Origin of the sequence: Paenibacillus sp. SZ31 (assembly GCF_012912005.1) — a bacterium.
In the GTDB taxonomy this organism is placed as follows: domain Bacteria; phylum Bacillota; class Bacilli; order Paenibacillales; family Paenibacillaceae; genus Paenibacillus.
In genome coordinates this window covers 1-13,120 of sequence record NZ_JABBEA010000028.1, presented here as the reverse complement: position 1 = coordinate 13,120, position 13,120 = coordinate 1, and the positions used below count along the sequence as shown (strand labels likewise).

Annotated in this window: 11 protein-coding genes; 5 read left to right on the top strand and 6 right to left on the bottom strand. The window is 45.6% G+C overall.

Translation table 11 applies throughout. From position 1 onward, the window contains the following. Nucleotides 1–32 precede the first annotated feature (32 nt). The 3 genes from HF638_RS28010 (at nucleotide 33) to HF638_RS28000 (ending at nucleotide 3,037) form a co-directional block, all read left to right on the top strand. Complete coding sequence (locus tag HF638_RS28010; RefSeq protein ID WP_169483168.1) at nucleotides 33–1,061, top strand: ABC transporter substrate-binding protein; 1,029 nt, start codon at nucleotides 33–35, stop codon at nucleotides 1,059–1,061. Nucleotides 1,062–1,254: 193 nt separating this feature from the next. Next, entirely contained in the window at nucleotides 1,255–2,631 is a 1,377-nt protein-coding gene (locus HF638_RS28005; RefSeq protein WP_169483167.1) for an amidase, read from the top strand. A 19-nt stretch (nucleotides 2,632–2,650) separates the two neighbouring features. After that, nucleotides 2,651–3,037: a RidA family protein gene (locus HF638_RS28000; protein ID WP_076332825.1), complete on the top strand. Its 387-nt coding sequence runs from the start codon at nucleotides 2,651–2,653 to the stop codon at nucleotides 3,035–3,037. Nucleotides 3,038–3,133: 96 nt separating this feature from the next. On the opposite strand, the gene HF638_RS27995 is transcribed toward HF638_RS28000, so the two are convergent. Beyond that, the gene (locus HF638_RS27995) at nucleotides 3,134–5,194 is read right to left on the bottom strand and encodes a methyl-accepting chemotaxis protein (RefSeq protein WP_169483166.1); all 2,061 of its coding nucleotides are present in this window, start codon (nucleotides 5,192–5,194) and stop codon (nucleotides 3,134–3,136) included. 309 nt (nucleotides 5,195–5,503) lie between these two features. Between HF638_RS27995 and HF638_RS27990 the strand changes: the two genes are divergently transcribed. Then, the gene (locus tag HF638_RS27990) at nucleotides 5,504–5,923 is read left to right on the top strand and encodes a hypothetical protein (RefSeq protein ID WP_169483165.1); all 420 of its coding nucleotides are present in this window, start codon (nucleotides 5,504–5,506) and stop codon (nucleotides 5,921–5,923) included. 242 nt (nucleotides 5,924–6,165) lie between these two features. Here HF638_RS27990 and HF638_RS27985 read toward each other — a convergent pair whose 3' ends face one another. Next, complete coding sequence (locus HF638_RS27985) at nucleotides 6,166–7,044, bottom strand: amidohydrolase family protein (protein WP_169483164.1); 879 nt, start codon at nucleotides 7,042–7,044, stop codon at nucleotides 6,166–6,168. Beyond that, on the bottom strand, nucleotides 7,031–10,198 hold the full coding sequence (locus tag HF638_RS27980; RefSeq protein WP_169483163.1) for a GNAT family N-acetyltransferase: 3,168 nt from the start codon (nucleotides 10,196–10,198) through the stop codon (nucleotides 7,031–7,033). The genes HF638_RS27985 and HF638_RS27980 overlap by 14 nt, the downstream gene beginning before the upstream one ends. A gap of 289 nt (nucleotides 10,199–10,487) precedes the next feature. Between HF638_RS27980 and HF638_RS27975 the strand changes: the two genes are divergently transcribed. Further along, complete coding sequence (locus HF638_RS27975) at nucleotides 10,488–11,093, top strand: DedA family protein (RefSeq protein ID WP_169483162.1); 606 nt, start codon at nucleotides 10,488–10,490, stop codon at nucleotides 11,091–11,093. A 178-nt stretch (nucleotides 11,094–11,271) separates the two neighbouring features. Here HF638_RS27975 and HF638_RS27970 read toward each other — a convergent pair whose 3' ends face one another. From HF638_RS27970 to HF638_RS27960, 3 genes are read right to left on the bottom strand one after another with little or no spacing between them, the layout of a single operon-like run. Further along, nucleotides 11,272–11,655 carry a YhfM domain-containing protein gene (locus HF638_RS27970; protein ID WP_169483161.1) on the bottom strand — a complete coding sequence of 128 codons (384 nt, stop codon included), beginning with the start codon at nucleotides 11,653–11,655 and terminating at the stop codon, nucleotides 11,272–11,274. Nucleotides 11,656–11,697: 42 nt separating this feature from the next. After that, on the bottom strand, nucleotides 11,698–12,369 hold the full coding sequence (locus tag HF638_RS27965) for a hypothetical protein (RefSeq protein WP_169483160.1): 672 nt from the start codon (nucleotides 12,367–12,369) through the stop codon (nucleotides 11,698–11,700). A 27-nt stretch (nucleotides 12,370–12,396) separates the two neighbouring features. Continuing rightward, nucleotides 12,397–12,981 (bottom strand): matrixin family metalloprotease, encoded by a 585-nt coding sequence (locus HF638_RS27960; RefSeq protein ID WP_169483159.1) that lies wholly within the window; start codon nucleotides 12,979–12,981, stop codon nucleotides 12,397–12,399. Between the last annotated feature and the right edge of the window lie 139 nt (nucleotides 12,982–13,120).

The window sequence follows — 13,120 nt, the reverse complement described above, 5'->3', positions numbered from 1 at the left end:
GACCTACAACGATTAAAGGGGACTGATGACTAATGCGTACATTCAAAAAGATAGCTTTTCTAGCAACGATGACGGTTATTTTGACCACACTGCTCAGTGCATGCGGAAGCAACGCTACAACACCTGCGAGTGGCGCAGGTGCATCTGATAGCGGGGGGACAGCAAATACGCAGGTGGACAAAATTATGGTGTCCGAGGTGTATCACAACCTGCTCTACCTTCCGCTGTATGTAGCGAATAACCAAGGATTCCTAGAGGAGAATCGCATTGAGCTAACCTCCATCCGCGCTGCCGGAAGCGGACCAACAGCATTGTCTTCGGTGATTTCAGGCGAGTCTGCGTTCTCCTTCCACGGTCCTGAGCATGTCGCATTTGCTAATGCTAAGGGTGGAGATGCTCGCTCACTGGTTCTTCTATCAGGGAGCGCTCCAGTATGGGCAGTTGCGCGAGAAGGAGTAACCGTGAACTCGACAGCGGATTTCAAAGGTAAAACCATCGTTGTGGGCTTGGCACCTACAAGTTCGAACAGCTTACTGCGGAAGTTGTTCGCTGACAATAACATCGATATCGACAAAGATGTGACGATTACCGAGGTTCAGAATGGCTCCGAGCTTGGTGCTGTATTAGCTGGCAAAGCCGATATTGCTATCGTTTACGAACCTCAGCTGGATCAAGGCATTGCAGAAGGACTGCATATTGTCCATGATTTCACCAAGGATTACCCTGACTTCGCCTTCGCAACGATGAATACAACCGCAAGCTTCATTGAAAAGAATCCTGATCTCACCCAGCGCTTCGTCACCTCTATTGAGCAAGCCCTGGACTACATTCAATCCAATCCTGAAGGCGCCAAAGCAGTCGCAGTTAAGGAATTCCCGAATCTAGACAAGAAAGTTGTGGAGCAAGCGGTACAACGCATGATCGACAGCAAGGTATACCCTGCTGATGGGCTCATCAATGAATCGGCCTTCGAGACCGCAATTGATATGCAGCGCTTCATCGGCAATCTGAAGGAAGACCTCGCTTACGAGGACATTATCGATTCAAGCTTCACCAAATAGAGAGAGAAAGGGTGATTACTCTGAACCAGGACGACTATCTCACACACCGCCGTACAGAAAGCGCCAAATATGCGGACGGAGTTATTACGAGCGAGGAGCTTGCCCTATTTACAGCAGACTTGGAGCTGATTCGAGGCTTCAAGTTGCCAGAAGAAGTAGGACCCAATTCCCCCCATAGGAGAGTGCCCCTGCGATGATTACCAAACCACTTAACGAGCTGACGATTGCTGAGGCCGCAACACTGATTAAAAATAAGTTGATATCTCCTGTCGAGCTTACGAAATCCTATTTGAATCGCATTGAGAAAGTAGAGCCTGCTGTGCAAGCGTTCGTTACAGTTACCACTGATCAAGCCTTGCAGGCCGCAAGGGAGTCTGAGCGCAAGCTGATGAATGGCGAATATCTCGGTCCTCTGCATGGCATTCCCTATGGAGCCAAAGACATTATCCATACCGCTGGCATACGCACCTCGGCAGGGTCAAGCACCTATCCTGACTTCGTACCCGAAACAAATGCTACTGTGATTGATAAGCTTCAGGCTGCAGGTGCTATCCTGCTCGGCAAGACAACAACGACGGAATATGCCTTCCAGGGAGGAGAACCACCAACCCGCAACCCGTGGAATCTAGAGCATACACCGGGCGGTTCTAGCTCCGGCTCCGCTGCTGCAGTAGCAGCTGGCATGGCTTCCTTCACACTTGGAACACAGACTTTCGGATCTCTGCTTAGACCCGCAGCCTACAACGGATTAACCTGTATGAAACCCACTTACGGCAGGGTTAGCCGTAATGGTGTCATCACAGCCAGCTGGAGCCTGGATCACCTTGGTGCCTTCACTCGATCGGCCCAAGATAACGCAATCGTTCTTGAAGCGATGGCCGGGCAAGATGAGCTGGACCCCTTCACACTTCCTCACGGCAAGCCAGACTTAACGAGCGCTCTTGAACATCCTATATCAGGAATGGTGATCGGCCTACCGAGCAGCTTCTTCCAAACTGACGAACCGGCGATCTGGTTAGCAGTAGAGTCGGCAATCGCTGTACTTGAGAAGCTGGGTATGCAATGGAAGAAAGTTGACCTGCCTTCTTATATGGAAGAGACCGTTGCTGCTCATCGTACGGTTATGCGGGCGGAAGCTGCCGCCTTCCATCAGGAACGCTTCGCGGAAGCCTCTGATCGTTACGGCCACACGATGCGGGAGCAGCTTGAACTCGGTTACCAGACGAGTGCCGTTGATTATTTGCAGGCACAACGCATTCGAACGATATTCCGGAGCGAGATGATGATGCTTTTTGATGAAGTGGATGTGTTATTAACTCCATCAACACCGTATGTGGCCCCATATGGCTACAAGACGGGAAGCCCGATTTTTAACGGACCGTTCACCAATACGGGTCTACCGTCTATCACCGTACCCATCGGGTTCGATACCACCTCAGGGAAGCAATTACCTATCGGCATGCAGCTTGCCGGTCCACTCATGAGAGAAGACCGCCTGTTGTCCATCGCTCATCATTATCAGCAGGCTACGAACTGGCATCAGTTAACACCAATCATACACACTCATTAGGAAAGGAATGACAGCTACGATGTCTACCATCATACATGCAAGTGCAGCACCCAAGTTCCCGCTTCCTTTCTCCCATGCTGTCCGCGCAGGAGATTTGGTCTACGTCGCAGGTCAAGTAGGTGTCGATCCACAGACGCTTGAGCCCATCGGCGGCATTAAGGAGCAGACTGAGCAGTGCATTCGTAATATTGAGGTGATCCTGCAAGAAGCCGGACTTACACTCGATCATATCGTGAAGGCAACCACTCATCTAGCCCGTGTGGAGGATCAGTCCGAATACAATGAAGTCTATGCGCGAATGATTAAGCAGCCATATCCCGCCCGTATTACTGTATTCAGCGGGTTAGGCCCTTATTTAATTGAAATGGAAGTGCTGGCGTATGCACCATCCGTTCGGGGAGAGTAGCGCATCACAAAAACACCTGTACCCTTAGATGGGTACAGGTGCTCACTTTGTCGAGAAACCCGGTTCTCTTTTGAGAGACGGGTTTCTTTGGTGTTCCTATTTTGTTTTGAAGCGGGATGATTCTTCAGCAAGTTGTTTGGTGAGTCCATTAATGGTCTGCACCAACTCTGCCAGATGTCCAGTCATGCCCGATTGTTCCTGCATTGTTGCCGTCACTTCCTCAATGGATGCCGAGACCTCTTCTCCTGAAGCCGACAGATTCTGTGCAGCTCCAAGTACATCATCCTTATCTCGCTCAATGGACTCGATCTCGGAAGCGATCGCCTGTACCTGATTCATCATGTCCTGCATATTTTGGGTGACAAAATTAAAGGTTTCCTTGGTCTGGCTTACACTGCTCTTATGCTGCTCCGCAATCGCCTCAATGGCATGTACACTGCGGTTATTCTGCTCCACATGTGCTATCGTCTGCGTCACAATACGATTGATGTCCTCTGATTGCGCCGTTGTCTGCTCAGCCAGCTTGCGAATCTCGGAAGCAACGACTGCGAAGCCACGCCCCTGATCGCCAGCTCTCGCCGCCTCGATGGAAGCATTCAGTGCCAGCAACTTGGTCTGATTCGCAATCTCGGCAATCGTGCCCGTAATTTGATGAATACCGGAGGAACTCTCGGCGAGTTGAACCGTAATCTGTGAGATGTTGCTCACTTCCGCTTCATTCTGTCCATTTACCGCAATAAGGACGTCAATGACCTCATGATTATTTTTAAATGCGTCCGTGATCTCATCCGCCTTAAGCATAACGGACTGTGACATCTCATTCACGTTCTCAATCTTGTTCCCCACATTCATGAATTTATCCACGATGGATTCGGTGTCGTTCGCCTGTGATTCCATCGCCCGTGAAATCTCAAGGGCTGTCGCTGTTGTATCCGTGATGGAAGCCGAAGTCTGCTGTGCAGATTGATCCAGCTCCGTAGTGCTTATATTCAGGACCCCGATGGAACGGTTCATGCTGGAGATCAGTTGTTTGTTTCCCTCGGCCATCGTGTTGAAGCTGTCTGCCAGTTCTTTGAATTCCCCGGTATACTTGCCTTCTGCCTGCACAGTCAGATCTCCTCCGGCCAACTGTTTGAACAATAGCGTTATTCGGCTAATCGGTCTGGTTACCAGCTGCGAGATCAGGATACCTGCGATGATAGACACGGCAATGGCACTCAACAAAACGATATACATTTGCTTCGCCATACCTACCAGCGGCTTCCGTACATCCGTATATGTATCCTCGACAATAACCGTCCAATCGGAACGTGGAATCTTCGAGTAAAATACCACTTTCTCGTCCGTACTTGCTTCGCCCTGTTGCAATGTATCACTTGGAGCCAGATCGATCAGAGACTGATACTCCCCTGATTCCAGCGGTTTTCCTGCCAGACCCTCATCTGCCGAATGATACATGACCGTTCCGATTCGGTCCAAAATAATGACTTTACCCTCTTCGTTAATCTTGACGTTCTGCAACTGGTTCACGAAGAATGATGTAGAGGCGGTTGAGACAAGTACCCCTTCCACTTGCTTGTTCTCATTGTAGATCGGGGATGCAAATACCGTACCCAATGTACCCAGCGTCTTGGAAATGATGCCTTCGCTAATGACGTTACGTCCCTTAATGGCTTCCTGGAAATAGGCACGGTCTGCCCGTTCACCTCCAAGTGACTCCGGGTCGTTCGCCGCAACCACGGTTCCATTGCGATCCACCAGAATCAGAACACTGTTACCCTCCATGCCCGCTAAGCTATCTGCCAATATCCCATTGGCTTTATTAACAAGTTCACTGTTTTCCTCGAAAAATGCTTCGTTATCTTCGCCTTCTGCTGCATTCCGAATCTCCAGTAAATCTTGGAATGTCCGATGTGTTGTGATTAGAAACGTAGACTGCTCTTCCAGACTTAGTGAGGTAAATAATCCTGCACCAATCCGGTCAGAAGTCGACTGAATCTCATCTCTGCTTTTGTCCAATGTAATGTCCTCTGCCACTTTGTAACATAGCACTGCGGTCACAGCTAGTACGACGCACACCAGTTGACCGATCATCAGTGGCAATTTGAAGCGAAAAGACATGTTCGTCAAGCGTTGCCTCGCCTTTGTAAATAACATAAATACATTCACCATCCATCCTCATTCTTGTTGGGTCCAATATAATATGGGTTAACTTTATATCGGTCGTTATTAAATAATTATCCAGTACTAGAACGCTTACAAAATATTTTTCTTATCCTTTGGAAGTTGACAATTGTAGGTCCAAGGCCGCTGTTGACGATTGGAAAATGTAGACTTTGGGTTAATACAAAATATGACATCAACATCGTATAATATATGAAATACATATCGTGCAGAAAGACTCTCAGGAAAAATACAACCAGAAGAATCTGCGGTTATAAGTTCGAAGAGAATAGGAGAATTGGTATGGTAAAAACAGCATTACCCACGCTATTAAATGTTGTGCGCATTTTGTTGAGTGTAAAACTGATCTACGTGATTGTGTCCTTTATTGCGTTCCTCATTGACTTCAACCAGAACATGGAGGCCTATCTCGCCTTCTCATACAAAGGAAATGATCTGGCTTACGCCTCTGGCGTAATTATAGCCAGGATGTTGTTTATCATCGGTCCCAGCCTGCTCGCTGTTATCTTCATCACCAAGAGAAAGTTCAAGCTCACCGTAACGTTTCTGAGTCTGGCACTATTCGTTGCCATTCCGAATGAAAGTAACCCGTTCATCCTGATTCATCTCTTTACCCTGCTCGTCGTGCTCTTGCACCGTCCAAGCAAGTTGTATCTGAAACGAAAGGATACGCATGTCAATGAAGTAGAAATGAAGGATTAATCAGAAAGAGCCTGACACTGTTGTCAGGCTCTTTCTGATATTGAGTATATACCGTATAAGCTGAATCGCATTGTTATACGTTCACATACTGTACTTCATTTCGTTATACTCGTTGTAAGATACCTCAAACATGCACGCAAAAAATACCCTACAGAGAGACTAATAAGTGTCTCCTCCATAGGGTACATTTGTGATAAAAGCTTATATAACCGCGAATTCCGTGTTGAAATCAAATTCCCCGCTTAACCCAGATCGGCAATCCGCTGTCCAATACGTGGAAACAGCCCGAAGGCATTCTCGTAGAACACTTTATCATGATGCTGCTCCGGTACAAGTCGGCGGACAAATTCGGCATACAGATCGATAGGAGCAAGCGGCCAGTCGGTACCAAACAGCATTTTCTCGTAATGATCCGAATAGACCAAGGCCCGGCGGAAATGATCCATGAATAAAGGTTCATTCATGAACCGTTCAAAATGAGGCCGATCCCCCACCACAAGACCAGACAAATCCGCATACACGTTAGGATTCTTCGCCACCACTTCAGCTGCATCCATCACCCAGGGATCACCCAGATGACAGATCATGAAGTTCACACCGCGCTGTTGAAAGGCTAATTCATCCACCGTCAACGGATGCGAATATTTGAGCAATCCATTCATGGAGTACGTGTCACCCGTATGAATCACGACAGGCAGGTTGTACTTGGCTGCGAGTTCATAGACCGGAGTATAGATTTTGTCATACACATAGTGATGATAGTATCCGGCATAGAGTTTGATTCCGGCTACGTCAGGGGATTGCAGTCTTGCTTCAATCCGGTCAAGCTCGTCCTGAGCGTGTTTACCATCTAGCGCATTGGGGTTGATCCCCACGCATTCCATGAGGAATGATGGGACCTTCTCTTCCAGATCAAGCCCCATCGGGTTAGGGGAACTGGAATCCGGGAACGCTCCCTTCGTCTGCTCCGTAACCCCCATTCCGATGCCCAGAATGACGTCGTTCTTATCAAACTCCGCTTTAAGACCAGCGGCAGAGTAATCCACTTTCGATAGATCGATCGCTGTTCGGTGAAAGCTATCGATGTCCGACAGATGAATGTGAATATCAATGATCGGCATGTGAAGCCTCCTTTTCATCGGTAGAAGTTGCAAAATTCAGTTTGAGAAGGTCATGCACATCCGGTGAACTCAGTGGAATCTGTCCCAGAACCAAATATGTCGGCTCCGTCCAGACTGTTTCCCCGTGCTGGATTGTCAGATGATGATTCACGTTCAGACCCGCCACCTGATTATTGGCAAAACCCCATGCACTCTGATTCGGGTAACGATGGACCGCATGCAGCATGTTCTCACGCGAAACCGATCCTACTCGCAAAAGGTCTTCAAGTGGCAAGCCCACATCCACCTTGCCTAGCGGGAATCGATCTTGACCCGGTTGCTCTATCCAACCTTCCGCAAATACAGATGAAGGCTGGAGGAAACGTTCCTCCGCAAGCGAGTAATCCGTCAGCGTCAGGCCGCTTTCGTTTGTCACGGCAAGTAGCGTGCAGAGCACAGGAACACCCGGCAGCATCAGATAATGCTGGTTAATCGTGATTCCCCGATTCGCTTCATGCTTCTCAATTCGGGTGGTCAGCTTTATGCCTTTCCAAACGTTACCGTATTGGTCCTTGCGCTCTGTCCAGGAAGCCGCTCTCTGTTCCAACTGACGACTGAAACCATTCATGCCCGGAACTCCCACACCCAGCCCGCCGTACCACGGATTCCACCACGAGCGTGGAGCGGGTTCAGGGTATGAGCTGTCCAGCCATTCGTCTCCTGCATATTTCAAAGAGTGTACTACACTCCCGAATTCAGGAGCAACGGCGATCGACAATACTCCATTATCTACGGTGTACACAGGTCCAGATGAACCTTCTTCAAGGACTTGCTTAACCTCTGTTTCGCTCTGCGGGAACCAAAGGGCAGTTCGCTCCTGAATCCGATCTTCGCCCCGGTATAGCCCACGAACTTTCCAACCACTCACGTGCTGGCCTCGGTCCGCTTCGTCTGGTGAAAATGTCAGCTTGGCGGAGTTTAGATTCTGCTCCGAATTGAATTCCTTCGCATTTGCCATAACCTCCGGTTCGCCACTCTGCTGCACATACAGCTCCAGCTTGCCCGCAAGCGGAACCAGTTTATGTTCATTCAACGTTGCTTGAAGCACATCAGGGGCAAATGGATTCCCCTCATTCAGTGTCAGATCCAGATGACTGTCCAGCAACGGAATGATCGGATTACGCTGCTTCCGTGCAAACGCACGGAAATCATGCCATTTGGCAAACGTGTTCAAAGCATATACAGTTGCTTTGGTTCGCACAACGGCTCCTGCGGCAATACGGCCAAGCTCATGCTGAAATCCCAACGTGTATTCCGGACGAAGCAGCTTCAGAGAAGGGTCCCAATAGATACCGCTGGCACCATACGCCTCCTTACAGAACAACCAATTCTCCGTGATTTGAGAGCTGTCCCAATGGCTCGGATCGCCAGCGTAAGAATCCCCCATATCCACAAAACGATCTTGGTACGGGAGGATTAAACGGTTTCCGTAGAAACCGAAGTTGTTCATTAGAAATAGGTCCTCTTCCCAGGCCGTGTCTCGTGTATTTTCAACCTCGTGGTGGAATTCAGCGATTCCATTCGCAGACAGCTTGACCACGGACTTAATCTGCAAGCCTGGGAAATCCTCCGAGTCATACAGTGCTTCAAGAACTTGACGTTCCCCTTCGGCATAAATATTCACTTCTTTGGCTTGTTTCTTGGATAACTCTTCGGCAAATGGCTTACCCAGCTTCGGATAAGTCCACCAGAATGAATGACGAGAGCCCGGGTATTCAATCCACGTCATGTTATCTTGCTTACTCATATGAATGGAGAATGCGCCATTAACAGCCACCCATTGATCCTCAATCTGCCCGCCATATTTCCCTTCGATTCCCTTCATCAGTACAGAAAGTTTACTTGTAAAAGAGATCGCATGGTTCCCCACTGGGACAGCCGTTACTTCTACTTCTTCGGAATAGAGACCATATGAACGCAAGGTGAAAGGCACTGGCACAGACATCTTACCTTTGGCAGGAACCGTAAAGCGCACGGCACGCTCCGCCCATTCAAGGAATTCATCCTCAGGCAGGTTCAAGCTGAATTCCGTTTCTGCATCCACATTATTTTCCACGTTCAGAACCAACTCCGCCGGGATACCTGGATAGAGCTCCTTCACAGGCAAAATGGTCTTGATCTTGGCCGGGAATTTCGGGGCGATACCCAACCTGAACTCCGCTTTCTTACCGCCGATCAACCAAGTGCTAGCAACAACGGGATGCGTCTTATTGTTATTCTGTTCCTCTGTAATCGGATCAACGTGAAACTCACCTTCCACGATGATGGTTTCTCCCGGAGCTACTGCTCGTGCAACGTCCAGCGCAAATCGAATGTTTTTGTTATCCTCACCCTTGATCTCGATTGCCAATTCGGACGCAGAATTGTTTTTAATGCGATAGCGAACGTTATAGCTGGAACCGAATACCAGATCATGATCGTCGACTTCTGTTGAGATTTCGTAATCCGGTGTTTCGAGGGCAGTCAGCCCGCGACCCGACTTTTCAAATTCAGCCCGCAGGGAGATATCTCCCTTTTTCCACGTATAGTCAAAGAAATCAAAACCACGCTCCCGTCGGCCATCCGGCTCAATGACGAGTTCACGCGTGCTGTCTGCATACCAATCTAGCTCCTCGAAATAAGGAGCGAGTGCTTCGGTCTGCAAAATGGTAGGGATGAAATTCATCAGATGCACATTATCGTCTTTTTTCTCCCAGAAGAATCCACATTTCTTGTACATCGGTACAGCCTTCGTATTCCCTGCCCACGTGAACAGATCCAGGCGAGGCCATCCGGCCTCCACAGTCTTGCGCACAGCATTCAGGATCAGGTTACGTCCAACCTTATACCCGTGATAGTCGGGGCGTACGTTAAGCAACGGTACATATAGCGCTCTCTCGTCATAGCGGTAATGAGCAAAACTGCAGAAGCCAACAACCTTTTTCTCATGAACAGCTAGAAACGCATAAAGATTGGACGAACTCTCCATCTCCCGGCGAACCGTTTCCTCTGTTCTAAGGTTGGTGCCACCTCCCCAGCTTTCATTACTACGGTTCCACATATCCGCGAGTGCGGCAGCGTAAGAGGGATTGTATTCAATAATATGGATCTGGTCGATAATCGAAGATACGGTCATGTTCTGATCTCCTTCTCTTTATGTACAGGATGGTGAAGAAGCTAGTGATAGTCTTATCATACTATAATTGGAAGCATTTTCAGAGAATAATATATCATTGCTTCAGTACGAAGTTCTGTACTAGGTGTTCACGAATCCATATCAACCTTATGTACGGGTAAACATATTGCTGAAGTACGTACCGAAAAGGCCTTTCATGTGAACTTTGACAAGCTCTATTCGCTATTGTTACTCTTTGTATAGGAGTGTTTCTTTTATATAAAAAAAGATAGATTCATGGAGGGAAAGCATGACAGAATGGATCACGCAATTTATACTCTTCTTTAAAGATTTGTCATACGCAGGTCTCGTCATTGCCTTGTCGTTTGAATTCGTACCCGCTGAACTTGTACTGCCCATGGCGGGATATTGGGTGTATCTGGGGGATATGAAGCTTTGGCTGGCTATTCTGGCGGGTACCGTAGGCGGAACGTTCGGACCTCTGACATTGTATGCCCTGGGACGATACGGCGGCAGACCGATGGTCGAAAAATTCGGCAAGTATTTCTTGATTCGCCCCCACCACCTGGACGCTTCGGATAAGTTCTTCGAGAAATATGGCAGCGGGGTAGCATTCTATGGACGTTTTGTACCCGGCATTCGGACCGTGATCTCCATCCCTTGCGGTATGGCGAAGATGAATGTGTTTAAATTCAGTATCTTTACATTCTTGGCCATGCTTCCGATTACCTCATTGTACATCTACTTAGGCTTCAAATTAGGCTCTCAATGGGAGCATGTGGATGAGATTGTTAAACCTTATATCGTTCCGGCAGCGGTGATATTCTTAGGTGCTTTTGGATTATACGTGCTGTTGAAACGTTGGAAAAGAAGAACGGCTTTGAACAAGTCATAGGCTTTTTTAAGTAAGGAAAAGAAATGCGCAGTTTGATGTTTTTTTGAAATAAGTCGTATGCTAAAATTCATCTGATTATATGTAAGACCCCACTCGATCCTAAGGATCAGTGGGGTCTTATCGGTTTAATGAGTATCTAACTAATAAAATACTGATAGAAAAATTAATTATTTCTATTTTAAGTCCCTTTTAGAATTGTTTTTAAGTCTTTTATAGACTGACTAGATAGCTCATAAGCATAATTACTGTCAGATTCCATTACGACCATACCGACACTCTTATCAAAATCGATGTACAGATCAAAAATTTTGATATCATTGCTACTGTAATTAACAACTATTTTTTCGTCTGTTTTCCCTACATCAATAACCTTCTTGTTCTTTTGAGCAGATTCTAAAATATTTAGAATTTGATTAACAGTGTCTCTTTGAGTGATTTTGATTACATTTCCTTCCTTATGATATTCTATCTCTGCCACAACATCGTCATTGTTTTTTTGATTACAAGCTATAATGATAAGGGGACATAAACAAAGTAAAAACAATAATCCTATCCTTTTCATTTTGCACTTCCTTCCTTTCTTTCTATCACTATTAGATTAAGATCACCGTTCAGTTTCAAAAGAGTTATTAAGCAAAAACTTTTGTTGGATCTCTAAAGCTAACTTTTCTCTTGTATTTAACGTGTCATAAGAATTACTTGAGAAACTATTTGAATGATACTCTCTGTCATTACTTAGTGTGTTATTTTGTAATTCAAATGTATCATTTTTAATTTCATTTATATCAAATACACCATTCTTCATATTTATTACCGCATAATTGCCTAAATAGTTTTTTTTGAGAAAAACTATGTATTCTTTATCAACCTCCATTTCAGTATAACCTTCAATATTCAGTTTATACTTTCCATCTATTTTTTGAATTAAACTTATGGGTTCTACTACTTCAATACTATTTGGAAAACTATCTTCACCTTTAATAATTTCCTTAATGTTAACATTTGTGAGAGTAAAAAAGTCTTCTATTGCACCAGTAGAATAAGTTTTCACCACATGTTCTCTATCATAGAAATCTTGAGTAGGTGAAACTAACGCTACTAAATCAGCATCATCAGTTAAATCTTCAACATTTTCAAATTCAAGATACGATGCTTGCGCACTAATTACTTTCACACTATTATATACAAAAAAATAAAAACAAGAAGAAATTATTGCCATTACAACCAAACTTACATACGTAATTCTTTTAATTGATTTTTTTCTATATGCTACCATTATAATTTTTTTCTCTCCTTTAGATATCTAGTATAGAGTTCTTAATTGGTTTTTATCATAATCTGAGGGCGTGGTTATACTTCTATCTGCTTCTTGTCCTTTTGTCATTACTGAGGTAGCTTTCTTAGGGGTATCTTCTGTGTGAGCTAACCCTAAAGAATGCCCCAACTCATGGGTAGTTGTATGTCTAATATTAGTCGAATTTTTTAAACCGTCATCTTTAATATTATTATCGTATACAGAAATTACAGAGTATACCCAATTTCTCTTTAATGGATCAACAGTTACACCAACACTAAAAACATCATTGTACGGACTAAACAACCCATAAAGATGCGGAGTAGAAGACGTACCTACGTAGTATTCATCAATGCCGTAACCCCTAGTGCTAGACTTAGAAATAGCAACATTTGGGGATATACCTGCCCAACTATTTCTTGCAAAATCGAAATGTGATGTGTATCCATACGTAGTTATTGAACTATCATAATAAGCTCCAAATTTACCACCTTGACTATGAATATGGCCAAACGTAGTCGCATTAGCCGAAGGTAGAAACACTATAAAAAAACAAATAAAAGAAATAATCATAACTGATTTTGAAGTTTTCATTTTTTTCTCTCCTTTTTTAGCCTAAAAAAGCTCATCCATATAATAATCAAATCTAATACAACTCCCTAGGGCGTGTCTTCAAACTGATTAAATGGTAATAGATGGGTTAATTATATTAAATGAATACACGATACGAAAT